The following is a 24,845-nucleotide window of genomic DNA, read 5'->3' on the forward strand; positions in this document are numbered from 1 at the left end:
TAATCACTATCCTTCTCAAAGAAGATAGCAGCATCAAACCCGGGACGGTTCAGCCCGTGTTCGGAACGATCTGTTCGCTCTTCCTGGTGTCCCGAGGCAACAACCGTGACTATCGGGGCCACGGCCTCCGCTACATTGAGCATGCATTTAGATGTCTGAGAACGAACACCCATGGCCGGCGGCCTGCTGGCCACCTGAGCAAATTGGAAATGACTTGAGGAATCCTGGAAGTATTAGGCGGAGTGCTGGTGAGATCGCGCTGTCAACTCCGTTGCCTTGCCAGTTCTTTCCCCGCTTCTATGCCCACAGTAATGAAAAACCGCTTGGCATAAGTCTCTGCTTGTTCTGTAACCCACTGGTCGCGTACCACGATGCCCCAAAAGCAGGCCAAGAATATTTGGAGGATCAAGGTGATCACCCCTACCAACATCTGGTCCTTTATTACGGCTAGGTAGAGATTGGCAAATGTTGTTGAGGCGAGAACGGCAAGTGCAAAGCCCTTCAGTGCGCGGGCATTGCGTCGAAATCCATACGAGGCGTTTTCTGCGTTAAGCCGTCCGACGTCGATGCCTGTCTCGCGTATCCGAGCTATCGAAGAGTAGACGGCCTGTTCATAACGTTCGGTCGCCTCAATGGGATTTGACCGTTCCTCCGACTTTGTTGGAAGCCTACGACCGCTTACGGCCTCAACGTCACGTCGCCGTTGCTTACGGAGACTCGGTTGCACCCCATCAAATCGGCGGAGCGCCCGCGTCGTCGGTAGACCGCCCCAACTCGATACCAGTCGCTTCTCGGTCCGTCTTCCCAAGGGCCGGACCCACTCTGCAATACAAGCAGCTAAGCCCAGTGAAACCATGAGAGACGCCGCCGTGCCGATCCAGGCAAAATCTGAAACCCAGTAGGCGCTCAAGGCTAACGCGGGGACGACCGTGATTCCGGCGGGACCCCAAAGTGCCTTGCGGGCATAGGCGTCCCAGCCGGAAAACACGCTCTTAGTCATCAGTCATCGTCCTCTACGAGAGGACCAACAGCCGTCGCGGTGGACCAGCCGGCGCGACGCTCGGCGTTCCAGTGATGGGCGATTACCTTCCCTTCAGTGACGTACACCTTTCCGCCCCTCCGTCCAAACGCATTCGTGACCCGTGGGGACGGATGTTTCTCGGAAAGGCGCGCACTGGAGATGAACACCGTAGGTGTGCTGAACCCTTTGTCCTTGGGGCCGAGCCAGCGATCCAAGACCGAGGGGCCGACATTGTGGTGACTACCATGATGCGGGGCTTGGATGAAGGACAACGGCGCTTGGCTCACTGGTCCATATGAGCTCTCGTACACGTCGGCTGCGTCATTCAATCCGCGGATGCCCGTATCCCCTGTTAGTAGGAAACGCCGCTTATCCACGTCCAGGAGGGTGATCACGGAAGCTTGGTTTCGGGACGAAGTGTCGTCGGTGTCGGTCAGAGTCTCGACAGGAAACAGCGCCAAGACCTGTTCCAATTTCTTCGTTAGCGTAACGAGCGGACCCGCGGACGCGAACAACGAACCGAAGGCAGCTTTTGATGAAGCTTCACCCGAAAGTTCTTCAGCAAGGTTTTCTTGGTAGAGGTCCTTGGTCGGCCCTAGTACCTGCAGAGCGCCACCGCACCGAGTGACCCCCGTGAACGGTTCGGTGATCGTCACACCCAATTCCTTGGCCTTTGTATACAGTTCGAGGATCTTTTCGATATTACTCAACTTGAGGTAGGTGCTGGTGTGCAGCCATGGCTGATGCATGAACAGCTCCCCTACCGTGCAACGGTCGAACAAGGTGATCAGGCCATTGATGTGATCCGCGTCAGGGTGGGTGGACACGACGTAATCAACATGGCTCGTGTTGTAGTGCTTTGCGATGTGATCGGCAAGGTCGTCCCCGATGTCAGTAAAGCCCGCGTCAAAGACAACTACGACGGGCGATGAACCGCCGGGAGGGATGAACCTGGCGGCGATGGCGTCCCCACTTCGCGTTGAGGATTCGTCCGGATTCTCGACAGGAAGGAAATCAATCTCGATCAAGAGGGTTACTCCAAAATCTGTTGGCAAGGTGTGCCGATGCTTGTGAAAAATGCCGCCCGGACGGGTAAGTCTGGTTTATTTTGGCGGGAGAAGGCCGCCTAGACCTTGAGTCTCTTCCAGATGGGATGCCGTTGTTCCAAGCGGGTGGGCATCACCTCTCAGCAGCCGTTATTCCGCACAGCAGCCACCTGAGATGATGAGGACCAGAACCCGAGCAAGTTGAACCGAGGTCAAGTTGACCAGAATCGGTCCAACTTGATCCGAAAGAGTTCAACTAGCTCCGAATCTCACAGGGTTTCTTAGGTGAAGGTTTGTATTAAACTCAACCCTCGGTCAACAAGAAGTCTAGAAGTCCCAGTCCTCGTCCTCAGTGTTGACAGCCTTACCAATCACGTAAGACGAACCCGAGCCCGAGAAGAAGTCGTGGTTCTCGTCAGCGTTCGGGGACAGGGCCGACAGGATGGCCGGGTTCACGTCGGTGACCGAAGCCGGGAACATGGCTTCGTAGCCCAGGTTCATCAGGGCCTTGTTGGCGTTGTAGTGCAGGAACTTCTTGACGTCCTCGGCCAGGCCGACGGAGTCATAGAGGTCGTGCGTGTACTGGACTTCGTTTTCGTACAGCTCGAAAAGCAGTTCGAAGGTATAGTCCTTGATCTCCTGGCGCTTCTCCTCGGAGACCTTCTCCAGGCCCTTCTGGAACTTGTAGCCGATGTAGTAGCCGTGCACGGCCTCGTCGCGGATGATCAGGCGGATCAGGTCTGCCGTGTTCGTCAGCTTGGCGCGTGAGGACCAGTACATGGGCAGGTAGAAGCCCGAGTAGAACAGGAAGCTCTCCAGCAGCGTGGAGGCCACCTTCCGCTTCAGGGGGTCGTCGCCCTGGTAGTAGTCCATGACGATCTGGGCCTTCTTCTGAAGGTTCTCGTTCTCGGTGGACCAGCGGAACGCCTCGTCGATCTCCTTGGTGGAGGCCAGCGTCGAGAAGATGGAGGAGTAGCTCTTGGCGTGGACCGACTCCATGAAGGCGATGTTCGTGTACACGGCTTCTTCGTGGGGGGTGATCGCATCCGGGATCAGCGAGACGGCGCCGACGGTGCCCTGAATCGTGTCCAGCAGTGTCAGGCCGGTGAACACGCGCATGGTGAGCTGCTGCTCGTCCGGGGTCAGCGTTGCCCATGACTGGACGTCATTGGACAGCGGCACCTTCTCGGGCAGCCAGAAGTTGTTGACCAGGCGGTTCCAGACATCCACGTCCTTGTCATCCTGGATCCGGTTCCAGTTGATGGCCTCGACGTGGCTAAGCAGCTTGACCTTTTCGGTCATGTCATCCCCTAAAGGTTGGGTTCTTCGTTAAGTTAAGCGTACGACGGCGGGCGGGCGCCCGCCGTCGTACTTCACAAGTTAGTTGACGCTTCAACTAGAGCATGCAGCTGACGCAGCCTTCCACCTCAGTCCCTTCCAGCGCGAGCTGGCGGAGACGGATGTAGTAGATGGTCTTGATGCCCTTTTTCCAGGCGTAGATCTGGGCCTTGTTGATGTCGCGCGTGGTGGCGGTGTCCTTGAAGAACAGCGTCAGGGACAGGCCCTGGTCCACGTGCTGCGTGGCAGCGGCGTAGGTGTCGATGACCTTCTCGTAGCCGATCTCGTACGCGTCCTGGTAGTACTCCAGGTTGTCGTTCGTCAGGTACGGCGCCGGGTAGTACACGCGGCCCAGCTTGCCTTCCTTGCGGATCTCGATCTTGGACGCCACCGGGTGGATCGAGGAGGTGGAGTTGTTGATGTAGGAGATCGAGCCCGTCGGCGGGACGGCCTGCAGGTTCTGGTTGTAGATGCCGTGCTCCATGACGGAAGCCTTCAGCTCGCGCCAGTCATCCTGGGTGGGGATGTGGATGTTCTTGAACAACTCAGCAACCTTGGCGGTCTGCGGTACCCATTCCTGCTCCGTGTACTTGTCGAAGAACTCGCCCGACGCGTACTTGGACTTCTCGAAGCCGCCGAAGGTCTGGCCGGTCTGGATGGCCAGCTTATTGGAGGCGCGGACGGCGTGGTACACCACCGAGTAGAAGTAGATGTTGGTGAAGTCCAGGCCCTCTTCGGAACCGTAGTGGACCCGCTCGCGGGCCAGGTAGCCGTGCAGGTTCATCTGGCCGAGGCCGATGGCGTGGCTCTGGTCGTTGCCGCGGGCGATGGACGGCACCGAGGTGATGTTGGACATGTCCGACACTGCCGAGAGCGAGCGGATGGCGGTCTCGATGGTCAGGCCGAAGTCCGGCGAATCCATGGTCTTCGCGATGTTCAGCGAGCCCAGGTTGCAGGAGATGTCCTTGCCGGTCTGGTCGTAGGACAGGTCATCGTTGTACGTGGTGGGCTGCGAAACCTGGAGGATCTCGGAGCACAGGTTGGACATGATGATCTTGCCGTCGATCGGGTTTTCCCGGTTCACGGTGTCCTCGAACATGATGTACGGGTAGCCGGATTCGAACTGGATCTCGGCGAGTGTCTGGAAGAACTCGCGCGCCTTGATCTTGGTCTTCTTGATCCGGGAATCGTCCACCATCTCGTAGTACTTCTCGGTGACCGAGACGTCGGAGAACGGCATGCCGTAGACGCGTTCGACGTCGTACGGGGAGAACAGGTACATGTCCTCGTCCCGCTTGGCCAGTTCGAAGGTGATGTCCGGGATGACGACGCCGAGCGAGAGGGTCTTGATGCGGATCTTCTCGTCCGCGTTCTCGCGCTTGGTGTCCAGGAAGCGGTAGATGTCCGGGTGGTGGGCGTGCAGGTACACGGCGCCGGCACCCTGGCGGGCACCAAGCTGGTTGGCGTAGGAGAAGCTGTCCTCGAGGAGCTTCATCACGGGGATGACCCCCGAGGACTGGTTTTCGATCTGCTTGATCGGGGCGCCGACCTCGCGGATGTTGGTCAGCGCGAACGCCACGCCGCCGCCGCGCTTGGACAGCTGCAGGGCGGAGTTGATGGACCGGCCGATCGACTCCATGTTGTCTTCGATGCGGAGCAGGAAGCAGGAGACCAGCTCGCCGCGCTGCTTCTTGCCGGCGTTAAGGAACGTGGGCGTGGCCGGCTGGAAGCGGCCCTCGATGATCTCGTCCACCATCTGCAGTGCAAGCTGCTCGTCGCCGCGGGCCAGGTGCAGGGCCACCATGCAGACGCGGTCCTCGTAGCGCTCCAGGAAACGCTTGCCGTCAAACGTCTTCAGCGTGTAGGACGTGTAGAACTTGAACGCGCCCAGGAAGGTCTCGAAACGGAACTTCTTCTTGTACGCGCGGTTGAAGAGCTCGCGGATGAAGTTCATCGTGTACTGGTCGAGGGTCTCGCGCTCGTAGTACTGGTTCTTCACCAGGTAGTCGAGCTTCTCTTCCAGGTCGTGGAAGAACACGGTGTTGTTGTTAACGTGCTGCAGGAAGTACTGGTGCGCGGCCTCGCGGTCGGCCTCGAACTGGATCTCGCCGTTCGGTCCGTACAGGTTCAGCATGGCATTCAGTTCGTGGTAACCCAGCCCCTTGTAGGCGGCGGGCAGCGCGGGCTTTTCTGCGGTCTTCTCGACGGCGGCCCCCGCGCGGGAACCCTGACCCTCAGGCATGGTTACTTCTGTGTCTGCGACAGTAGTGTCCAAAACTTGTCCAATCCTTGGTTTACCAGGCGGACGTCTTCAGGCGTCCCCATGAGTTCGAAGCGGTAGAGGTGCGGTATCTGGCATTTGAAGGCGATGATGTCGCCCGCCATGCAGTAGTTGTCCCCGAAATTCGTGTTTCCTGCGCCGATCACCCCGCGGATCAGAGCCCTGTTCTGCGGGTTGTTGAGGAACCGGATGACCTGTTTCGGCACTGAGCCCTCGCCGCCGGTTCCACCGTATGTGGGAACCACCAGAACGAAGGGCTCGACGGCCACAAGTTCAGCTTCACGCTGATGCAGGGGGATCCGGGCTGCATCCCGGCCCAGCTTCTCAACGAAGCGCCGGGTATTCTCGGAAGCCGAGGAAAAGTAGATGAGGTGACTGGAAGTCCGGTTCATGGGCGTCGTCTTCGCGGCATCTGCTGCGAGCGGCGCATCGGCAAGTGCCGGCGCTGCCATGGGGGTCACCTCATCTACGTAAAGTTCTTTGCCGGAAACGGCGGATGAAGCCTAGGCCACGGAGGCGGCTGCGCTCAGCGCCAGCTCCTCGATCTTGTCCGGGCGGAAGCCTGACCAGTGATCCTGGTCCGTGACCACGACGGGGGCCTGCATGTAGCCGAGGGCTTTCAGCCGCTCAAGGGCATCCGCGTCCTGGGAGATGTCGACGCTCTGGTAGGTGATGCCCTTCTTGTCCAGCGCGCGGTATGTTGCGTTGCACTGAACACAGGCCGGCTTCGTGTAAACCGTAACGGTCATGGTTCCTGTCCCCTTTGTTGAAGTCACTGCTTTTGAAGTCTCTGGATCATCGTTGCGGTAGACACTGCCCGGATCTGAAACCCCTGCTCGATGCCGGTCCTGCGTCCCGCTCAATCTGTATGTCGATACTACATGTAGTGCACGGCCCCGATGAGGACCCCAACATGATGTATTACAAGTATGTCATTTAATGCACCGTTAATCCACAGGCCGGGGGCTGGAAAATGTCCGTGTTTCAGCTGTTTTCACGGACGAAATCCACACCCTGTGGAGGAGTTAGCCACAATTAATCCCCCCGCGTGTCGTCCTGCAGACGGCGTGTCGCCACTCTGCGGCGGGCGTGTCGGAGGGCACACGAAAGGGGCCCTAAAAGCTTTTTTCAGGGCCCCGATGTGATGAACGGTACGTCGGGTCAGCGGACCCGACAGGCGGCGCGCGGCTTAGCCGTCTGCGGCCGGCCTGCTGCAGAGGATCTGTTCCACGCCCATCCTGCCTTCGGCGAAGCTGCGCAGGGCACCGACGAGGTAGAGCCGCCAGACGCGCGCTATTTCCTCCCCCATCATGTCGACGGCGGCTTCCTGGTTCGCCTCGAAATTGGCGTACCAGGCCTCAAGGGTGCGCACGTAGTCCGTCCGCATCGCCTCCACGGCCTGCACCTCAAGGCCGGCGTCCTCCAGGAACCCGAGGGTCTCGCCCACCGGACGCATGTGCATGTCCGGCGCGATGAAGGATTCAATGAACGGCCCGCCACCGGGATGCTTCCCGCGCCGGGACATCTGCTGGACCAGCACCCGGCCGCCGGGAACAACGTTGGTGAACAGCGCCGCGGCGTAGACGGGATAGTTGCGCTGGCCCACGTGTTCGCCCATCTCCAGGGAGGCGACGGCGTCGAACGGACCGTCCGGTATCTCACGGTAGTCCTGGATCCGGATGTCCACACGGCCTTCCAGTCCACGTTCCCGGATCCGGGCGTCAATGAAGGCCTTCTGTTCCGTGGACAGGGTGACGCCCACGACGTCGGCACCGTAGTGCTGGGCGGCGTGCAGGCTCAGCGAGCCCCAGCCGCAACCGACGTCGAGCAGGCGCATGCCCGGCTTGAGCCCGATCTTCCGGCAGACGAGGTCCAGCTTGTCCCGCTGCGCGTCCTCCAGCCCGTAGTTCTCGGACGAGTCCGTCCAGTACCCGCTGGAGTACGCCATCTGCGGGTCCAGGATCAGGCCGTAGAACTCGTTGCTGAGGTCGTAGTGGTGGCTGATGGCAGCACGGTCGCGGAGCACGCTGTGGAGCTTCCCCTTCACCCGGGCCTGGCTTGCCGGCGGCTGTGGCGGAGTGCCGATGGCGCCGGCCGCCTTTGCGATCCGGCCTACGCCTGCGAGTATGGCCGGCGTGGGCCGGATCCCGGAAAGTTCGCGTTCCCGGACCACTTTCCACAGATGGGCCAGTGCGGAGTTCAGGTCCCCGTCCACGTCCAGTTCACCCGTGACATACGCCTGCGCAGCCCCGAGCTCCCCCGGCGCCCACAGCAGCCGGCGGATGGCGTCGGGATCCTTCAGCCGCACCACCGGAGCGTCGGCCGGGCCGGCTTCGCTGCCGTCCCACACCTTGAGCCGGACGGGAAGTTCCCCGCCGACCACCGGGCGCAGGACCTCGGCGATGGTATCCGCAAGGGGCGGCGTCATACTGCGGCTCCGCCGGCTGACCGCTTGGCGGCTGCGTGGTCCAGGACGATCTGCTGGACGTCGAGGTAGCCCGTCTCAAAACCCGCCCTGGAGTAGCAGAGGTAGAAGAGCCACATCCGCTGGAAAATCGAATCGAAACCCATGGCCGCCACCTCGTCGGCGCGCGACATGAACCGTTCCTCCCAGAGGCGCAGGGTCTGCGCGTAGTGCTCACCCATGGCGAGGCGTTCACGGACCCGGAGCCCGGTCTGTTTCTCGGTGATTTCCTCGATGGCCCTGACGGACGGAATGACGCCGCCGGGGAAGATGTACTTGTGCACCCAGGTGTAGCTCGTCCGGGTGGCGATCAGCCGGTCGTGCGCGATGGTGATGGCCTGGATAGCCACCTTGCCGCCGGGGGCGAGGACGCGCTCGATCGTCTGGAAGTACGTTGCCCAGTATTCGTAGCCGACGGCTTCGATCATTTCCACCGAGACGACGGCGTCGTACTCGCCTTCCACCGCCCGGTAGTCCTTGAGCTCAATGGTGACGGCGTCGGCGTAGCCGGCCTCGGCGACGCGCTGGCGGGCCAGTTCCTGCTGTTCGCTGGACAGCGTGACCGAGTACACGGTGGCGCCGCGGGCCGCTGCCCGCAGCGCGAGTTCGCCCCAGCCGGTGCCGATTTCCAGCACGCGTGTTCCCTCGCCGACGCCGGCTTTGTCCAGCAGCCGGTCGATCTTCGCCTGCTGCGCGGCAGCGAATCCGTCCCACGCGACGGTCCGCAGGGCCTCGCCCCGCTCCGGGAACAGCGCGCTGGAGTAGGTCATGGTGCTGTCCAGGAAGGAAGAAAACAGTTCGTTGGAGAGATCGTAGTGCCGTGAGATGTTGGAGCGGGTGTTCTGCTCGGTGTTCCGTTCCCTGCGCGGCTGGCGCGGCAGGTAGAGGGCGCGCAGTTTCTGCAGCGGCTCGGGCACGAGGGTCCCGACGCGGGCTGCGAAGACTTCCATGACGGCGGTCAGGTCGTCGGCGTCCCAGTCACCGGCCATGTAGGACTCACCCAGTCCGATCAGCCCGCCGTCGCCCAGCCGGGCGGCGAAAGCATCCGGCCTGTTCATCGTCATGACCGGGTATGGGGCGGCGGGTGCGGGATCGAACGCCGCTTTGCCGAGCACGGTGCCGTCCGGGTACCGGACCTCCAGCGGAAGGGTCCGGACGGCGGCTTTGAAGATGGCATCCGCAATCCGTCCGGCCACCCGCGCCTTGAGGCTGTCCGGCGTCGAGGCGATGCTGGGCCAGATGGTGGCGTCGATAGTGACGGGCGGCCGCGGAACCGTGTAGGGAACCCGGCCTGAGTGGCCTTCGCCCTGTCCGCGTCCCGCTGCGGATCCGGTAGCTTCGGTGATGGTCACTGTACTGCCTCCTGTGAGGGGTGGTGGGGTCTTTTGATGATGGGCAGCCGACGTGCCCAAAGCTTGATGCCCTGCCAGCGGATCTGCGCGGACACGCGAAGCGGCGCCAGCGGAACTGCGAGCGCGGCTGCCAGGATGTTCGGGACGGAAGCGTCGTACCGTTCGCCGCCGACTGTGGCCACGAAAGGCTTCTGCCCCTCGCGCTCCAGCACGATGGATACCGCGAGCCGGTCCCCCGGCTCCGGAAGTTTCATCCGGTACTGGCCTTCGACGTCGTTGAACGGGGAAACGTAGAACGCTTTGGGAACGCTTGCCCTGCCGGTGTGGTCCGTTTCGAGCAGGTAGCAGTGCCGTTCCCCATAGGTGTTGTGGACCTCCGCAACCACGCAGCGCAGGCCGCCGGACGCGTCGTGGCACCAGAACAGGCTGAGCGGATTGAACACGTGGCCGAACACACGGGCGCTGGCCAGCATGGTGATCCGGCCGCCGTCGAGCTCTATCCCCCGGGTGCGCAGGAACCGTTCGACGTTGCCGCGGAGCGTCCCGGCAGGATCGCCAAGGTGATCCGCCACGCGGAACCCGGCCAGCGGCCGGAGCGGCCATGGCAGTGACGGAAGCCGGTCGACGTCGACGTACCAGCTGTAGCTGCGGTAGGTGAACGCATTGTGCAGCGGTGTGCGCCGCACATGCGCTATCGACGTCCGGTAGATGGCTGCCGCTTCCATCACGCGACCTCCGCGGCGACGCTTTCCAGGCCGGGACCGGATACCGCCGCCTGCTGCTCCCCGCCGCGCTGCTCCCAGTTCCGGCCAAGCCGAGCGGCCGCCTTGACCCCGGAAAGGGCACCATCCTCGTGGAAGCCCCAGCCGTGGTAGGCGCCGGCGAAGGCCAGGCGTCCGTCCCCCAGGGCCAGGATCTGCTGCTGCGCCCGGAGTGAATCCGGCGTGTACTGCGGGTGCTCGTAGACCATCCGGTCGAGGACCGTCCCGTCGGCGATGAGGTGGGACTCCCCGAGGCTCACGATGTAGCGTCCGCCGTCGGCAGGTTCGAGCCGCTGCAGGCGGGTCATGTCGTAGCTGACCAGCACCTTGTCCGGACGCGCATCGCAGGACGGCAGCCGGTAGTTCCAGGATGCTTGTGCGTTTGCGCTGCGCGGCAGGACCGCTTCGTCGCGGTGGAACAGTGTCTGGTTCACCGAGTAGGGCATGCCGCCGAGGGCCGCACGCTCTGCTGCGGAGGCATCTGCCAGCATGCGCAGCGCCTGTGCGGGGTGGGTTGCAATCACGACGGCGTCGAACGTTTCCGTGCCCTGCGCGGTGGACAGCTCAACGCCCTCAGCGTGGCGGCGCACCGACGTGACCGGGCTGGAGAGCCGGATGTCCGTGAGCGTGGCGGCCAGCTTGTCCACGTAGGTGCGGGAGCCGCCCTTGACCGTCCGCCACTGCGGGGAGCCTGACACTCCGAGCAGGCCGTGGTGGGCCAGGAACGTGAACAGGTAGCGGGCCGGGTAGGCCAGCGCCGTGGCGGGGTCGCAGGACCAGACGGCGCTCACCACGGGGGTCATGAAGTGCGAGATGAAGTAGCTGCTGAACTTTTCCCGGGCGAGGAACTCCCCCAGCGTCAGTTCCGGTTCCGCCGAGCTGTCCGCACCCCCGGGTGCCCCGGCCAGCAGGGCGCGGGCACGGCGGTGGAAGCGCGTCACTTCCAGCAGCATCAGCAGGTACCGTCCGCGCAGCAAGGTGGAGGGCCGGGGAATGATGCCGCGCCCCTTGGCACGGGCACCGGCATATTCGAGGCCGCAGCCGTCGCAGCGGACCGACATGCTCATCTCGGAGTCCTGCGTCTCGACGCCCAGCTCCGCAAAAAGCCGCAGGAGTGTCGGGTAGGTGCGTTCATTGTGGACGATGAAACCCGTGTCCACCCGGAGGGCCGGGCCGCCCTCCTGCTGTACATCGTGGGTATGGGCATGTCCGCCCAGCCGGGAGTCCGCCTCGAATACTGTCACGTTGTCCCGCTGGTTCAGGACATAGGCTGCGGTCAGTCCTGCCACGCCGCTGCCAATGACGGCTACCCGCCGGCCGTCCGGAATCCTTGCTGCTTGCGACACTGTTCTGCTCCTGTTGGCTTCGCCTGAATCGTCCTGATGAATCGTCTTATGGACAATTCGTCGCCGACGGGCGCCCGGATGACTGTGAATTCCAGCCGGGCACCTTGACGCGATTCTGCCCCATGAACGCGGGCCGCCTGGCGCGACATTCCGGGGCCGCGGGGCGATATGCCACAATGAAGCGGGATTTCCGAGGCGAAGGGCAACCATTGATCAACCCTGTTCATCTGCGGACCCTCGTGGAGGTCACCCGCCTTGGTTCATTCGCGGCAGCCGCCAACAGGCTGGGCTACACGGCCTCCGCCGTGTCGCAGCAGATGTCCGCCTTGGAGCGGGACACGGGTGTGGACCTCTTCCAGCGTTCGGCCAGGAGCATCCAACCCACCGAAGCCGCCCTGGTGATGACGCGGCACGCCGCCAAGGTCCTGACCGACATCGAGGCGCTCATGGCGGCCGCCTCCCGGACGCACGACGCCACCCACCAGGAGCTCAGGCTGGGCATCTTCCCCAGCCTGGCCACGTACGTGCTGCCGCGCATCCTGCAGAACCCGAAGTGGAAGGACCTGGGCATCGACCTCAGGGTGTCCGTGGCTGAGCCGTCCCAGACCATCCAGGGGCTGCGCACCGGCGGCGAACTCGATGTGGCCCTGGTTTACCAGGTGGGCCAGTCGGGCCTGGCGTGGCCCCACACCGTGAACCGGCAATGGATCGGCGACGACGAGTTCCGTGTGGTGCTGCCGGCGGCCTGGGGCTTCCGCGCCGAGGCCAAGGTGGCGGCGGACCACCTGTCAGACATGCCGTGGATCGTCCATCACCCGGGCACCAGCGACGCCACGGTGATTGAACGGCTGTTCGCCAGTTGCAACCTGCACCCCCGGGTGGTGGCCTACAGTGACGACTTCCATGCGAGCCTTGAAATGGCCGCCGCCGGCCTCGGCGCTGCACTGGTTCCCGAACTTGCACTCCGGCACCGGCCCGCCGGCGTGGTGGTCCTCGACGTTCCGGAGATCCGGCTGGCCCGGAACGTCTTCGCCCTGCTCATCAATGACAAACGGACGGCCCGGGTCCAGCTCTTCGTCGAACTCCTGGCCGATACGCTGCACAGCCTGGGAACCGCGCGCAAGAATTAGCGTGCCTTGGAACGGCGGGCTTTGGACCCTCGGAATGTCGGAAGCCCCGGCGCCCGCCCGGCAAACGACAACAGGGCGGACACTACCTTGTCCTTCGCCGTGCCGTAGGGCGGATAGGCCAGTCCCAGGGTGTCCGGCCACATCGGCTTGTCCAGGCCGGCCCGCTCGTGCGAGAACGTCCGCACGGAATGTTCGCCGTGATAAGCCCCCATGCCGCTGCCGCCAACCCCGCCGAACGGCAGGCCCGGCACCGTCAGGTGCGCCGCCGGCGCCCCGTAGCCCAGCGCACCGGAAGAGGTTTCCGATGCGAACGCGCTGCGCACGCCGTCGTCCTCGCTGAAGACATACACCGCCAGCGGTTTGGAGCCGGAATTAATCATGCGGATGGCTTCGTCCCGCCCGGACACCGGCACCAGCGGCAGCAGGGGTCCGAAGATCTCCTCGCCCAGGACTGCATCCCCGGGAGCGGGGCGCAGCAGCGTCGGTGCGAAGTACCGGCTGCCCGGATCCCGCTGACCGCCGTGCACCACGGTGCTGCCGTCCGCCAGTTCAGCGATTCGTTCGAAATGCCGGTCATCAACGATCCGGCCATAGGAAGCGCTGCGCGCCGGGTCCTCGCCGAACATGGCAGTGATGGCGTCCACAAGCAGGGGTTCCAGCGCTTCCAGCACCCCGGGGGCGGCCAGCACGTAGTCCGGTGCCACGCACGTCTGCCCGGCATTCATGAACCGGCCCCAGGCGATGCGGCGGGCAGTGGCCCCGAGGTCGGCGGTCCCGTCCACGTACGCCGGGCACCTGCCACCCAGTTCCAGGGTCACCGGCGTCAGGTGCTCGGCCGCTGCACGCATCACCACGCGGGCCGCGTCCTGCCCGCCGGTGAAGAAGATGTGGTCGAAGCGCTCAGCCAGCAGCGCCTTGGTTTCCGGGATTCCTCCGGGCACCACCTCGGCGGCACCGCCCAGGTACTCCGGCACCCACCTCACCAGGGCGGCTGATGTGGCAGGGGCGTGCTCGCTCGGCTTGACCACCACGGTGTTCCCGGCCGCCAAGGCGCCGGCCATCGGCGCCAGCGTCAACTGGACCGGGTAGTTCCAGGTCCCGATCACCAGCACCACTCCGAGCGGAGTCAGTTCGGTCCATGCCCGGGCCGGCTGCACGGCCAGCGGCACGTCCACCCGTCGGGGCCGAAGCCAGGCCGCCAGATGCCGCTCCAGGTGGGCGGCTTCCGCGGCCACAAATCCGATTTCGGTCAGCTGTGATTCGCTCGGGTGCTTGCCCAGGTCGCTGAGCAGGGCGCCGGCAAAATCCTCCCGGTGTTCAGTCAGCATCCTGCGCAGGTTGCCCAGTTGCTCCAGCCGCCAGGCCAGGGGGCGGCTCACCCCGCTGTCGAAAAGCTCGCGGGATCGGGCGACGGCGGCGGCGGGAGTGTGCATCCGATCAATGTACCCGTGCCGGGACGCAGGACGGGCTACACCCCGGGGATACAGCGCCAGATAAAAACCACCGATGCTGGAATGGACTGGCCGAGAGGACTATGTTGAACATATGAACAAGGTAGCGAGCCGGCACTTTGGTGAGATCGAGCTCAACCATGGCCGGGACCACAACATCGCAGCGCGGCATGAACTGGCCGGCCAGCCGGTGGAGCTGGACCTGAACATCAATGCGCACGACCACTTCGACGAGGCGGCCATGCACAAGGTGGACTACCGGCTGCGGTACTTGCCCGAGCTCGTGGACCAGGTCCGGGACATGATCGCCGAGGAACTGGAGCAGGAGGGCACCAGCCCCCAGGAGTACCGGCACTTCCACTGCAACGCCATCAAGGACGAACACCTCAAGAAGGTCTTTGGCGTGGAAGACAAGAGCCAGCTGACGAATGCCGTGTTCCTCAAGGCGCTGAAGCTCGGCCACGTGGGAATCTACCCCGGCCAGCCTGAACGCTACTTCGTCCTGGATTTCACCCTGGGCGAACATTTCACTGACGAAGTCCTGGTGGCCTCCGCCGACGAGGACGGCGTCGTGGACGACGAAATCGTCTGGGAGTCGTAAATCGACTGCTCCGTGGGCGCCCTTTTGAGCGGTCAAAAGGGCAGTTGCTCAGCAGTCGATGCCCTTAAAGCCCGACGACGGCGCCCGGTCACCGAAAAGGTGACCGGGCGCCGTCGTGCTTGAGTCAGTGGTTGTTACCTGGCTGCTTGCAGCAGTTCGGCGCGGACCGTCTTGGTGGCCGCGACCAGGTTACGCAGGGACTCTTCGGTCTCGGCGTAGCCGCGGGTCTTCAGGCCGCAGTCCGGGTTGACCCAGAGCTGGCGGGACGGGACGTGCTTCACGGCGGTGCTGAGCAGCTCGGTGACTTCCTGCTCACCCGGAACGCGCGGCGAGTGGATGTCGTAGACGCCCGGGCCGACGCCGCGGCCGAAGCCGTGGGACTCGAGGTCGTGGACAACCTCCATCCGTGAGCGTGCGGCCTCGATGGAGGTGACGTCCGCATCCAGACCGTCGATGGCGTCGATGATGGCGCCGAACTCGGAGTAGCACAGGTGGGTGTGGATCTGGGTGGAATCGGCAGCCCCGGCAGTGGCGAGGCGGAACGAGTTCACGGACCAGTCCAGGTAGGCGGCCTGGTCGGCCTTGCGCAGCGGAAGGAGTTCGCGTAGGGCGGGCTCGTCCACCTGGATGACCTTGATGCCGGCTGCTTCGAGGTCCGCGATTTCGTCGCGCAGTGCCAGGCCAACCTGGTTGGCGGTCTCGCCCAGCGGCTGGTCGTCGCGGACGAAGGACCAGGCCAGGATGGTGACCGGACCGGTGAGCATGCCCTTCATCGGCTTGTTCGTGAGGGACTGTGCGTACTCTGCCCACTTCACGGTGATGGGGGCGCTGCGGGTGACGTCGCCCCAGAGGATGGACGGACGGGTGCAGCGTGAGCCGTAGGACTGGACCCAGCCGTGGACCGTGACGTCGAAGCCTTCCAGGTTCTCGGCGAAATACTGGACCATGTCGTTGCGCTCGGGCTCGCCGTGGACCAGGACGTCGTAGCCGAGCTCTTCCTGCAGCTCCACAACCCGCTTGATCTCGTCCTTCATGAGCTGCTCGTACTGCTCGTTGGTGAGGTCGCCCTTGTTGTTGCGGGCACGGGCCGAACGGATTTCGGACGTCTGCGGGAAGGAGCCGATGGTGGTGGTGGGCAGCGGCGGCAGGTGCAGGGCCTCTTCCTGGGCGGCTTCGCGGACCGAATACTCGGAGCGGTTGAAGTCGGCCGGGGTCAGTGCGGCGGTGCGTGCCCGGACGTCGGCGCGCTGGACACCCTCGGCTGAGGCACGGGATCCGATGACGCGGGTGGCTTCGTCGATGGCCGGCTGCACCGCGCTTTCACCACCGGCGGCGTCGGTCAGCAGGCCGGCGAGAGTAACAACCTCAACGGCCTTCTGGTCGGCGAACGCCAGCCAGCTGCGGAGCTGCTCGGACAGCTGGGTCTCTTCCTCGACGTCGTGCGGGACGTGCTGGGTTGAGGTGGAGGTGCTGACGGCCAGCTTGGCCACGGACTTCTTCAGTTCGGCGATCTTGTCCGCAGAGGCGGCAAGATCATTACGCCAGATGTTGTGGCCGTCCACGACGCCGGCAACCAGGGTCTTGTTGCCCAGTGCGGCGAGTGCCGCTGCGGAGGGAACAGCGCCCTTGAAGACGTCAATGTGCAGGGCGTCGATGTTGGTGGCGGCGAGGGTGCCGAGCTGGCCGTTCAGTGCGCCGTAAGGGGTGGAGACGAACAGCTGCGGACGCTGTGCTGCAGCGGCGAGGACCTCGTAGGAACGGGCAACCGCAGCCTGGATCTCTTCGGCGGGGGTGTCCTGGTCAACCACCAGGGCGGGCTCGTCCAGCTGGACCCAGCTGGCGCCGGCGGCCGCCAGCTTCTCCAGCAGCGCGGCGTAGACCGGCAGCACGTCCTCGAGGCGGGAGAGCGGGCTGAAGCCGGCCGGGGCGTCGTCGGAAGGCTTGCTCAGGAGCAGGAAGGTGACCGGACCGACGATGTACGGGCGGGTCTCCACACCGTTGGCGAGGGCGTATTCGAATTCCTCGACGATGCGGTTGGAGGTCAGCGCGAAGTTGGTCTCCGGGCCGATTTCCGGCACGAGGTAGTGGTAGTTGGTGTCGAACCACTTGGTCATTTCCAGCGGCTGCTCGTCCTTGGTGCCGCGGGCCAGGGTGAAGTAGCCGTCGATGTCCAGCTGGCCCTCGGCGTTGAGGAGGTTGCCGAAACGGGCCGGCACGGCGCCGAGGTGGGCGGCGGCGTCGAGCACCTGGTCGTAGTAGGAGAAGGTGCCCGGCACAGCGGCGGCTTCGGTCAGGCCAAGGCCCTGCAGGCGCTTGGCGGTGCCCAGCTGGATGTCCTTGGCGGCGGCGTCAAGGGCGGCTGCGTCGATTTTGCCGGCCCAGTAGGCTTCGACGGCCTTCTTCAGTTCGCGGCGGCGGCCGATGCGCGGGTAGCCCAGGATCGAGGCGGACGGGAACGGGGTGGTCACGGCAGGGGTGCTCTGCTCAGTCATGTGGAATTCCTTGGAAGCGTTGGTGAAAAAAGGGGGAGAGTTGGGTGCTGGAAAGCAGTGCTGACGGGCGGGGCCCGACGTCAGCTCGCCATTTCCTGGTGGCGCCGGGCAATGGCGTTAAGCCTGCTCGCCGGACGGGCGGGGCGGGGCAGGGCCATCTTGTCCAGGACCTCCAGCGCACAGGCGTGTTCGTTGAAGGTGTACAGGTGGATTCCGGGCGCACCGGCGTCCAGGGCGGCATTGGCCAGGTCCACTGTTGCCCGGACTCCGATCAGGCGCCGTTCGGCGTCGGTGTCCGCAGCGGCCAGCCGCGCCATCAGTTCCGGAGCGGGTTCGACGCCGGTCAGCTCGGCCAGGCGGTTCAGCCGGCGCACGCTGGTCAGGGGCATCACGCCCGGGATGATGGGGATCGTGACCCCCGCCCGGCGCGCCCTCGTGATGAGGTCGGCGAACTGTTCGGTGTGGAAGAACACCTGCGTGATGGCGAAGTCCGCACCGGAGCGCTGCTTGGCCAGCAGCACCTCGACGTCGTGGGCCTCAGTGGGTGATTCCGGGTGCCGGGTGGGGTACGCGGCAACGCCGACGGCCACCTTGCCGGCACACAGCAGCGCCGAACGGCGCTGCTCCACGCGGCGGATCAGTTCGATCAGGTCCTGGGCGTACCGAAGGGACCCGCTAACCGGTGCTGCGCCGTCCTTGGGCCGGTCACCGCGGAGGGCCAGGATCCCGCGGACGCCGACGTCGAGCAGCTCGCCGATGATCTCGGACAGTTCCTCCGGCGTGTTGCCCACGCAGGTCAGGTGGGCCAGCGGGCGCAGCGTGGTCTCCAGCAGGAGCCGGTTGATGAGCTCGACGGCGGTGTCCCGGTTTGATCCGCTGGCGCCGTACGTCACGGAAACGTAGTCCGGGTCCGTGGCTTCCAGCTCACCAATGGTGGTCCAGAGGGACTCGGCGGCCGCCGGTGAACGCGGCGGGAACAGCTCGTACGAAAGCGCCACCGGAGCGGCGTCGGAGAGATTCGGATGTGTGTCAATAAGGCTAGGTGGAGACATTTGCGTCCTTGGCTTTGGGCCATTGCCGGCAGCTGTTCCTCAGTCCAGGGGACCTCGGAAACGACGAACCGTCAATGAATTTGAGTTTGGGAACACGGAGTGAACTTCGGCAGGGCGCAGCCGCGACTGTTACGCCTGACAGGAAGTTGTCCGTGAGCAAATGTCAGGCCCACATGGGGGCACCCACACCCTCCTGGCGGAGGATCGCTGACACGTTACCTCGGTAACTTGTATAAGACTCTAGGGCCCGGCTCCGGCGCGTTCAAGCTGGCTCCCGAATTAAGACGCACCTTTACGCTCTGTTGCGGCACCGTACAGAACATTGTTCGCCGAAAGCCTCCTGATTGACCAGCGTCCGGAAGCTGCGGCTCCGGTGCCCGCGGTTTCAGGCCGGGCGGCGGGCCGCCCTCCGCAGCCGACGGCGCGCCCCAACCAGACAGCGGCGACCATCGGGCCCAGGACATCGGCGAATCCGAGGATCGCCACAGGACAAGGACGTTCCGGACCAGCGCTAAGGCCACGGCGTACAGCACCCCCAAGGGTGAAGACCGTGAATGCCAGTCGGAACAGCACAACGACGGCGAAGTACAGTGCCGCGACCACGGCCAGGTCCAGGAACGCCAGCGAAAGCATCGCCGCAACCAGCCACGAGGCCCACATCCATTGAGGCCTGTTCACATTCCTAGCAAACTTCATATGGAGCCGCCGCTCTGTCGTTCCGCCTCCCCCGTTATCAGCGTGGTCCGCGCCGCTGCTTGGCGCTAGGGCGTTTGGTCGCAACTCCCGCAGATCACCAGGGCTTGTCCGTTCGGGACGCGGTATCGGTGTTCCCGAGGTACTCATCCCGCTGCATGCCGCCGTTGCGTTCCCGCTGCGCGGACTTGGCGGACTCCTCCAGTTTGTCCAGCTGGCTCTGCTGCGGTTCCGGATCGGGCTTGGACTGGGTGCCGCCGGTCGCGGGTTCAGCACCGGCCGCCGCTTTTCCGAGTTTGTCCGCTTTGCCCTGCAGCCGTTCCGCGGCTTCCCGGAGGCGGTCGCCCTCGCCGTCCGCACCGTTGGCGCCGTCCGGGCCGGCCTCGCGGCTGAAGCAACCGGACGGGGCGGCCTTGATCACGGCCAGGCCGTCGTCGTACAGCTTTGCGGCGTCTGCGCCGGGATCTCCGGACTCCGCGGCCTTGTCCGCCAGCCGCTCGATGCTCAGGGTCAGGTTGACGCGCACCTTGCATTCGTCGCCTGGCGGGGCGTCTGCCAGGGATGCTTCGAAGAGGGCCCGGGCGCCGGCGAAGTCCCCGCCCAACACCAGGGCGTCGGCTGCGGCAAAGGGAGCCTTGTGGGGTTCCACGATGTTCGCAATCCCTAGTCCGGAGGCGGCGGATGCCAGGGCCGCCTGGTCGCCGCGGGCGAATGATCCCGCCGCTTCGCCGCCCAGGTAACCGACGCTCAGGAGCTTGACGGCGAGCGCCACCGCCACCAGCAGGGGCGCTGCGGATCCGAGCAGCAAACGGCGCCGCCGCCGGCGGAAGCCCGTGACGGGTGGCGGGCCGGGTACCAGGTTCATGCGCGGACCTCCGGCCGTGCAGGCCTGAGCTGCCTCAGTTCGCGGAGCACCCGGAGGCTCTCCCACAGCGCCAGTACGAAGACACCCAGCGCCGGGACCCAGTACAGCTCCACCCTGCCCTGGAGTGACTCCGAGGTCTCCTTGAGGGCCCCGGGCTTGGCCGCCTGCATCATCGGTGCCACTCCATCCCCGGCCGTTCGGTGGACGTAGGGCACACCGAGCTGCGCTGCGATATGCCGCAGCGTTTCCTCGTCGATTCGGGACACCGCGTCCCCGGCGCCCCCGCCGCTGCGGTCCTGGATATAGTCGGCGGCTTCGTCGGATGAGTAGTCCGCTTTCTCCTTCATCCGCCCGCCCTGGACGGTGCCGTAGCCGAGCACCGCGCCGCCGTTGACCAGCGAAGCGTCCACGGTCATGGCTTCCGGCGCCTTGCCGCTGGTCTGCTCGCCGTCGCCGAGGTAGTAGACAATCCGGGCGCGCTCGGGGTGGCTCTCCCGTGCAGCCCTCAGCCGTTGGGTAAGGACAGTCCGGGCGGCGGTGACGCTACTGCCCGTCGAATACACGGTGATCTGGGGTTCAAGCACACTGGTCAAGATGCCAAGGGCTGACGCGTCCGTGGTCAGGGGCATCCGGACCACCGCTTGGGAGTCGAAGGTGATCATGGAAAACCGGGCCCCGGCCAGCTCCCCGGCGATGGCCATGATGTCCTTCCGGACGCCCTCGAGCCTGGGGCTGCCGTCCCCGTAGTCTTCGGCAGCGATGCTGCTGGTGGTATCCACCACGAAGAAGACGTTCAAGTCGCTTGCCGCTGCCCGGACGCTGCCGCCGGGTAAACCCGGGCGGAGCGCCGCCAGCAGCAGCAGGACAACAAGGCCGGAGGACAACAGCCAGCCGCGAAGTCCGGCTCGGCGGAGCCGGTCCCGGTGTGCCGTCCATGCCAGGAAACCGACGACGGCGACAACAAGCGGAAGCATGGCCCACCACGGCCAGATGGGCTGGAAGGTCATGATCTGAGCCTCCACGTGGCACCGGCCAGGACGAGTCCGGACACCAACGCGATGCTCAGGGGGATCTCAGTACGGTCCGACACGACGGCCTGCGGGGCGGCTTTGAAGGCAGTGGCCTGCGTTGACTGGACTCGGCTGATTATGTCCGTCACCGCTTCCGGGCTGTCCAGCGGGTAGTACGCCCCGCCGGTCCCCTCCGCGGCGGCGCGCAGCTGAACGCCGGGCTGGTCGGGGTCAGACCCGTAATCGAAGTCTCCGGGGTTGAGGGCATAGATACGGACGTCCTTCTTCTTGGCCAGCGCCGCCGCTTCCTGCAGGGTGAAGATGGGTTCGCCTGAAATGAAATTGTCGGTGGCCAAAATGACGGAGCGGGATCGTTCCCCGGTGCCGTCCCCTGCAGCCTGCCCACCACCGCCGTCTGCCGGGAAGCCCTGAACGCAGGAGGCCAGCCCGTCACCGATCAGGGAGGAGCCTGCGCCGTTCCATGTGCCGTCCAGGAACGCGGCGCTGCCGGGTGCGCCGTCGAACGCTTTCCGGGCAGCCTGAAGCTGTTCCTGCACGAAGTCGTAATCGTCAGTCAGCGGAAAGACCTGCACCGCGCTGCTGTCGAAGACGGTCAGGCCCAGCCGTTCGCCGTCGAATCCCTGTGCCAGCCGGGCGAAGACCTCCACCACCGCCGCGTCCGCGCCGCTCATCGATCCGGAGGCATCGAGGCACAGGATGATATCGCGGTTGCGCTGTTCGGGGCTGACGGTGGTTCGTTCTGCGGGCCGTGCTGCTGCCACGATGGCAGTTGCCATCAGCACTCCCCCGGCGACGGCGGCAACTGTGAGCCAGCGCCGGTGGCGCCGCACGGCGGCCTGGTACTCCGGCAGTTCGGTGAGCCGGTGACCGTGGGCCACGGGGCGCCGGGCGGTGGGGTCGCCGTCCTGCCGTTTCCGCGCCAGCCAGTACGTCGCCGCGCCAAGAAGGAGGGCCGCAGGAATCATCCACCAGAAGATCAGTTCCATGTCCGGACCACCTCCCGGGCCGTTTCCGCCGCAATCGCTACCGAGTCGCGGGGTTCGGAGGCGCGGGGTCCAGAGGCGCGGGGTACCGAGTCGCGGGGTTCAGAGGCGCTGGGTACCGAGTCGCGGGGTACCGAGGCGCGGGGTCCAGAGGCGCGGGGTTCAGTGTCGCATGGTTCAGAGTCGCGCGGCGCGGGGCCGAATTCCGCCGGATAAAGGCTGCTGACGGCCCGGGCGGCCGCAGGGATGTTCTGCTGCTGGAGCTCCGCCAGCGTCATCCGCGGTGCGTCGATCCCGGCAATGTCGCGGACAAAGCTCCTGATGAGCAGGCTGAGCTCCTGGTGCGAGGCACGTGCGGACAGCCGGCCGGCCCCCGCCTGGGCTGCCACAGCATCGATCCGGCGCAGGTAGTCCTGCTTCAGGCTGGACGGATCCCGCGGCCGCGGGGAGGGTGCTGCGGCGGATACGTGCCTCCGTGGCCGGGTGCTCAGGAAGACGTATGCCAGCCAGCCGGCCACGATCAACAGAAGGCTGAACCCGGCCCAGGGCAACCAGGCACTGTACGAAAGGGGGGCATAGAAGCCTGCGTCATTTTCCACGGCGGTGCCGTTCCAGCAGGGTGAACACGGCAGGCATCACATCATGGCTGCTGCCGGCGTGGACGTGGGCGATGCCCAATCGCCGCAGTACAGCCTCCCGTGCCGCGTCGCGTTGCTCCTGGGCCGCGGCATAGGCGCGAATGATGGCTTCCGACGCCGCGAGGCGTCCGGGGAGCAGCATGCCGTCCGCAACGTCGTAGCGGACGGCCGGTCCGGTGGCGGCCCCCTGTGTCCCGGCGGTGTGTGTCCCCGCGGCATCGGACCCGGACCCCGCGGCGTTGGACCCGGCGGCGTTGGACCCGGCCAGCTGTGCGTCCCGGACGGTCAGCCAGAGGACCTCGTGCTGTGCGCGCAGGCGGCGCAGCATCCGCTCCATCCCGGGATCCGGCGCCAGTTCGTCGGCCACGACAAAGAGCAGCATGCGCTGGCTGAAGTTGCGTGCCACATAGGAGAGCTGCTCGCCGATGCTGCTGCGGGGCGAGGTCAGCGCCGTGGCGTCGTTGACTTCACGAAGGAGCCTTTCCAGGTGTGCTTCGCCGGCTTTGGCGGGCAGGGACCGGGTAGACGTCCCGTCACCGCACACGAGCCCCACCACGTCGCCGTGCCGCTGGGCAAGATAGCCCACAACGCCCAGGGCCATCACCGCAACATCCTTCTTCTCTTCGCCGCCGAGCGAGGAAGCAGCCATATTGCGTCCGGTATCCGTGACCAGCAGCACGGTCTGCCGCCGCACGGCAAAATAGCGCCGGATAAGTGGGGATCCGTGCCGGGCGGAAGCTTTCCAGTCGATGTCGCGGACTTCGTCGCCGGGAATGTAGGCCCGCAGGTCATCAAAGTCCAGGCTGCGGCCCTTGAAAACGGAACCGTACTCGCCGTCGAGCATTCCGCGTGCCTTGCGGTGGGCGAAGATGGACATCTTCGATTTCACCCGGGTCAGGAGGCTGGGCATGCGGGCGCGTTCAGGGAGTCTGGACGGACGCCACAATGGCATCGATGACGGTCTCCACCGGTACCTGCTCCGCCACTGCCTCGAAGCCGAGGATGATCCGATGCCGGAGCACGCGGTGGGCCAGTGCCTTCACGTCCTCGGGAATCACGTGGTCCCGGCCGTTCAGGAGGGCGACAGCGCGGGCGGCCTGGCTGAAAGCGATGCTGGCGCGCGGGCTCGCTCCAAATTCAATGAAACCCGCCAGCCGGCCGTCGATGTACTGGGCGGCGTTCCGGGTGACAAACACCAGCCCCACGATGTACCGCACAATCGCGGGGTCGATGTAGACGCGTTTGACCAGTCCCTGCACTTCCGAGACGGCGTCCAGCGATGCCGCGGCGGCCGGGCGCTGTTCATCGGTGAAGACGCCGGAATCAATCCTGCGGATGATCTCGGCCTCTTCGGCCGGCGTGGGGTAGTCCAGGACGTCTTTGAGCATAAAGCGGTCCATCTGCGCCTCGGGCAGCAGATAGGTGCCCTCCTGCTCGATGGGGTTCTGCGTCGCCAGCACAAGGAACGGGGACGGCAGCGGGTGCACCACTCCCCCGATGGACGTCTGCCGCTCCTGCATGGCTTCGAGCATGGCGCTCTGCGTCTTCGCACTGGAACGGTTGATCTCGTCCAGGAGCACAATGTTGGCGTGGACCGGGCCCAGTTGGGTGACGAACGTGCCCTTGGCGGCATCATAGATCTGCGTCCCCACGATGTCGCTGGGGAGCAGGTCAGGGGTGCACTGGATTCGCCGGAACTCTGCGCTGACGGCCTCCGCAACTGTCTGTGCGGCGGTGGTCTTCGCCAGCCCGGGCACGCTTTCCAGCAGGATGTGGCCTCCGGTCATGAGCCCTACCAGCAGCGATTCCCGGAGTCTTGCCTGACCTACGACCTTGGCGTCGAAGCTGCGGGAGATGCTGGCCATGACCTGTTGCGCCCGGGCCAGTTCCCCCGCTTCGATCCGGGCGGCGGCCGTAGTCTGAAGCATTGGAAGTCCCCCTGGTTGCTGTTCAAGAACGGCCGCTGCTGCTGCCGGATTGCCGGCGTTCACAAGGCGTCCGCCACGGGCCATACTATCCAAGCTCCGGGCGGTGGATTCCACAATGGGGAGCCCTCCCCATGGAGGCCGCGCAGGACTATCCTGAGGGCATGATCCAGCTTCCAGCCAGCTACCAGGAGTATCTCGCCGGCAAGAGCGAGAGTTTCATCAACACTGTCCGGCCGATCCTCATGCAGTCGGCGGCGGAAAAGATGCACGGCGTCAGGGTCCTCTACAACCCCGGCCCCACCGGCCACCAGGCCCACCTGGACGACACGATCCCGTTCGGGACCGTGGTCGAGGACATCGACTGAAGGTGCG

At 65.0% G+C, this 24,845-nt stretch carries 23 protein-coding genes; 3 read left to right on the forward strand and 20 right to left on the reverse strand.

Translation table 11 applies throughout. The features are described 5' to 3' along the window. Positions 1-262: 262 nt before the first annotated feature. From TV39_RS22115 to TV39_RS12225, 10 genes are all read right to left on the reverse strand, one after another. A complete protein-coding gene (locus tag TV39_RS22115; protein ID WP_144406399.1) occupies positions 263-1,000 on the reverse strand; it encodes a hypothetical protein in 738 nt (245 codons plus the stop codon). Beyond that, positions 1,000-2,049, reverse strand: a complete 1,050-nt coding sequence (locus TV39_RS12185; protein ID WP_043482002.1) for a ComEC/Rec2 family competence protein — start codon at positions 2,047-2,049, stop codon at positions 1,000-1,002. The genes TV39_RS22115 and TV39_RS12185 overlap by 1 nt, the downstream gene beginning before the upstream one ends. Before the next feature lie 345 nt (positions 2,050-2,394). Further along, entirely contained in the window at positions 2,395-3,369 is a 975-nt protein-coding gene (nrdF, locus tag TV39_RS12190; RefSeq protein ID WP_043482004.1) for a class 1b ribonucleoside-diphosphate reductase subunit beta, read from the reverse strand. Positions 3,370-3,463: 94 nt separating this feature from the next. Beyond that, complete coding sequence (gene nrdE / locus TV39_RS12195) at positions 3,464-5,647, reverse strand: class 1b ribonucleoside-diphosphate reductase subunit alpha (RefSeq protein ID WP_442853494.1); 2,184 nt, start codon at positions 5,645-5,647, stop codon at positions 3,464-3,466. A gap of 2 nt (positions 5,648-5,649) precedes the next feature. Further along, on the reverse strand, positions 5,650-6,078 hold the full coding sequence (gene nrdI, locus TV39_RS12200) for a class Ib ribonucleoside-diphosphate reductase assembly flavoprotein NrdI (RefSeq protein ID WP_144406408.1): 429 nt from the start codon (positions 6,076-6,078) through the stop codon (positions 5,650-5,652). Positions 6,079-6,189: 111 nt separating this feature from the next. After that, positions 6,190-6,435, reverse strand: a complete 246-nt coding sequence (gene nrdH / locus TV39_RS12205; protein WP_011692201.1) for a glutaredoxin-like protein NrdH — start codon at positions 6,433-6,435, stop codon at positions 6,190-6,192. A gap of 440 nt (positions 6,436-6,875) precedes the next feature. Continuing rightward, positions 6,876-8,114 (reverse strand): SAM-dependent methyltransferase, encoded by a 1,239-nt coding sequence (locus tag TV39_RS12210; RefSeq protein WP_043482008.1) that lies wholly within the window; start codon positions 8,112-8,114, stop codon positions 6,876-6,878. After that, positions 8,111-9,502 carry a class I SAM-dependent methyltransferase gene (locus tag TV39_RS12215; protein WP_200891008.1) on the reverse strand — a complete coding sequence of 464 codons (1,392 nt, stop codon included), beginning with the start codon at positions 9,500-9,502 and terminating at the stop codon, positions 8,111-8,113. Before TV39_RS12215 ends, TV39_RS12210 begins: the two co-directional genes overlap by 4 nt. Then, positions 9,499-10,227, reverse strand: a complete 729-nt coding sequence (locus tag TV39_RS12220; protein WP_043482011.1) for a DUF1365 domain-containing protein — start codon at positions 10,225-10,227, stop codon at positions 9,499-9,501. The genes TV39_RS12215 and TV39_RS12220 overlap by 4 nt, the downstream gene beginning before the upstream one ends. Next, the gene (locus tag TV39_RS12225; protein ID WP_043482013.1) at positions 10,227-11,609 is read right to left on the reverse strand and encodes an NAD(P)/FAD-dependent oxidoreductase; all 1,383 of its coding nucleotides are present in this window, start codon (positions 11,607-11,609) and stop codon (positions 10,227-10,229) included. Before TV39_RS12225 ends, TV39_RS12220 begins: the two co-directional genes overlap by 1 nt. Positions 11,610-11,818: 209 nt before the next feature. Here TV39_RS12225 and TV39_RS12230 point away from each other — a divergent pair, with 209 nt between their 5' ends. Then, positions 11,819-12,739 (forward strand): LysR family transcriptional regulator, encoded by a 921-nt coding sequence (locus TV39_RS12230; RefSeq protein ID WP_043482015.1) that lies wholly within the window; start codon positions 11,819-11,821, stop codon positions 12,737-12,739. Here the strand turns inward: TV39_RS12230 and TV39_RS12235 are convergent. Further along, a complete protein-coding gene (locus TV39_RS12235) occupies positions 12,736-14,172 on the reverse strand; it encodes an aldehyde dehydrogenase family protein (RefSeq protein ID WP_043482017.1) in 1,437 nt (478 codons plus the stop codon). The two genes, TV39_RS12230 and TV39_RS12235, sit on opposite strands and share 4 nt — an antisense overlap. Before the next feature lie 112 nt (positions 14,173-14,284). Here TV39_RS12235 and TV39_RS12240 point away from each other — a divergent pair, with 112 nt between their 5' ends. After that, a complete protein-coding gene (locus tag TV39_RS12240; protein ID WP_043482019.1) occupies positions 14,285-14,791 on the forward strand; it encodes a DUF2004 domain-containing protein in 507 nt (168 codons plus the stop codon). Between the two features lie 134 nt (positions 14,792-14,925). Here the strand turns inward: TV39_RS12240 and metE are convergent, their stop codons facing one another. The 9 genes from metE to TV39_RS12285 all read right to left on the reverse strand — a co-directional run bounded on the left by metE (position 14,926) and on the right by TV39_RS12285 (position 24,473). Then, a complete protein-coding gene (gene metE, locus TV39_RS12245; protein WP_043482021.1) occupies positions 14,926-17,283 on the reverse strand; it encodes a 5-methyltetrahydropteroyltriglutamate--homocysteine S-methyltransferase in 2,358 nt (785 codons plus the stop codon). Between the two features lie 80 nt (positions 17,284-17,363). Continuing rightward, positions 17,364-18,335 (reverse strand): methylenetetrahydrofolate reductase, encoded by a 972-nt coding sequence (locus tag TV39_RS12250; RefSeq protein WP_043482024.1) that lies wholly within the window; start codon positions 18,333-18,335, stop codon positions 17,364-17,366. Between the two features lie 279 nt (positions 18,336-18,614). Next, positions 18,615-19,013 (reverse strand): hypothetical protein, encoded by a 399-nt coding sequence (locus TV39_RS12255; RefSeq protein WP_144406401.1) that lies wholly within the window; start codon positions 19,011-19,013, stop codon positions 18,615-18,617. A 112-nt stretch (positions 19,014-19,125) separates the two neighbouring features. Then, positions 19,126-19,893, reverse strand: a complete 768-nt coding sequence (locus TV39_RS12260; protein WP_043482028.1) for a hypothetical protein — start codon at positions 19,891-19,893, stop codon at positions 19,126-19,128. Beyond that, complete coding sequence (locus TV39_RS12265; protein ID WP_082049700.1) at positions 19,890-20,900, reverse strand: VWA domain-containing protein; 1,011 nt, start codon at positions 20,898-20,900, stop codon at positions 19,890-19,892. The genes TV39_RS12260 and TV39_RS12265 overlap by 4 nt, the downstream gene beginning before the upstream one ends. After that, a complete protein-coding gene (locus tag TV39_RS12270) occupies positions 20,897-21,910 on the reverse strand; it encodes a vWA domain-containing protein (RefSeq protein WP_043482033.1) in 1,014 nt (337 codons plus the stop codon). The genes TV39_RS12265 and TV39_RS12270 overlap by 4 nt, the downstream gene beginning before the upstream one ends. Further along, the gene (locus tag TV39_RS12275; RefSeq protein ID WP_200891009.1) at positions 21,901-22,458 is read right to left on the reverse strand and encodes a hypothetical protein; all 558 of its coding nucleotides are present in this window, start codon (positions 22,456-22,458) and stop codon (positions 21,901-21,903) included. Before TV39_RS12275 ends, TV39_RS12270 begins: the two co-directional genes overlap by 10 nt. Positions 22,459-22,495: 37 nt before the next feature. After that, positions 22,496-23,455 carry a DUF58 domain-containing protein gene (locus TV39_RS12280; protein WP_043482035.1) on the reverse strand — a complete coding sequence of 320 codons (960 nt, stop codon included), beginning with the start codon at positions 23,453-23,455 and terminating at the stop codon, positions 22,496-22,498. Between the two features lie 10 nt (positions 23,456-23,465). Continuing rightward, the gene (locus TV39_RS12285) at positions 23,466-24,473 is read right to left on the reverse strand and encodes an AAA family ATPase (protein ID WP_043482037.1); all 1,008 of its coding nucleotides are present in this window, start codon (positions 24,471-24,473) and stop codon (positions 23,466-23,468) included. A gap of 161 nt (positions 24,474-24,634) precedes the next feature. Here TV39_RS12285 and TV39_RS12290 point away from each other — a divergent pair, with 161 nt between their 5' ends. Beyond that, complete coding sequence (locus TV39_RS12290; protein WP_156810671.1) at positions 24,635-24,838, forward strand: hypothetical protein; 204 nt, start codon at positions 24,635-24,637, stop codon at positions 24,836-24,838. The last annotated feature ends 7 nt before the right edge of the window (positions 24,839-24,845 follow it).

The sequence above is a fragment of the Arthrobacter sp. SPG23 genome (genome assembly GCF_000876655.1).
Classification (GTDB): Bacteria; Actinomycetota; Actinomycetes; order Actinomycetales; family Micrococcaceae; genus Arthrobacter.

Coding starts and splice junctions, on each gene's coding strand:
- TV39_RS12250 (WP_043482024.1), bottom strand. CDS start 18,335: ATGTCTCCACCTAGCCTTATTGACACACATCCGAATCTCTCCGACGCC.
- metE (WP_043482021.1), bottom strand. CDS start 17,283: ATGACTGAGCAGAGCACCCCTGCCGTGACCACCCCGTTCCCGTCCGCC.
- TV39_RS12285 (WP_043482037.1), bottom strand. CDS start 24,473: ATGCTTCAGACTACGGCCGCCGCCCGGATCGAAGCGGGGGAACTGGCC.
- nrdH (WP_011692201.1), bottom strand. CDS start 6,435: ATGACCGTTACGGTTTACACGAAGCCGGCCTGTGTTCAGTGCAACGCA.
- TV39_RS12260 (WP_043482028.1), bottom strand. CDS start 19,893: ATGAACCTGGTACCCGGCCCGCCACCCGTCACGGGCTTCCGCCGGCGG.
- TV39_RS12290 (WP_156810671.1), top strand. CDS start 24,635: ATGATCCAGCTTCCAGCCAGCTACCAGGAGTATCTCGCCGGCAAGAGC.
- TV39_RS12280 (WP_043482035.1), bottom strand. CDS start 23,455: ATGCCCAGCCTCCTGACCCGGGTGAAATCGAAGATGTCCATCTTCGCC.
- TV39_RS12235 (WP_043482017.1), bottom strand. CDS start 14,172: ATGCACACTCCCGCCGCCGCCGTCGCCCGATCCCGCGAGCTTTTCGAC.
- TV39_RS12270 (WP_043482033.1), bottom strand. CDS start 21,910: ATGGAACTGATCTTCTGGTGGATGATTCCTGCGGCCCTCCTTCTTGGC.
- nrdF (WP_043482004.1), bottom strand. CDS start 3,369: ATGACCGAAAAGGTCAAGCTGCTTAGCCACGTCGAGGCCATCAACTGG.
- TV39_RS12240 (WP_043482019.1), top strand. CDS start 14,285: ATGAACAAGGTAGCGAGCCGGCACTTTGGTGAGATCGAGCTCAACCAT.
- TV39_RS12265 (WP_082049700.1), bottom strand. CDS start 20,900: ATGACCTTCCAGCCCATCTGGCCGTGGTGGGCCATGCTTCCGCTTGTT.
- TV39_RS12210 (WP_043482008.1), bottom strand. CDS start 8,114: ATGACGCCGCCCCTTGCGGATACCATCGCCGAGGTCCTGCGCCCGGTG.
- TV39_RS22115 (WP_144406399.1), bottom strand. CDS start 1,000: ATGACTAAGAGCGTGTTTTCCGGCTGGGACGCCTATGCCCGCAAGGCA.
- TV39_RS12220 (WP_043482011.1), bottom strand. CDS start 10,227: ATGGAAGCGGCAGCCATCTACCGGACGTCGATAGCGCATGTGCGGCGC.
- nrdE (WP_442853494.1), bottom strand. CDS start 5,647: ATGCCTGAGGGTCAGGGTTCCCGCGCGGGGGCCGCCGTCGAGAAGACC.
- nrdI (WP_144406408.1), bottom strand. CDS start 6,078: ATGAACCGGACTTCCAGTCACCTCATCTACTTTTCCTCGGCTTCCGAG.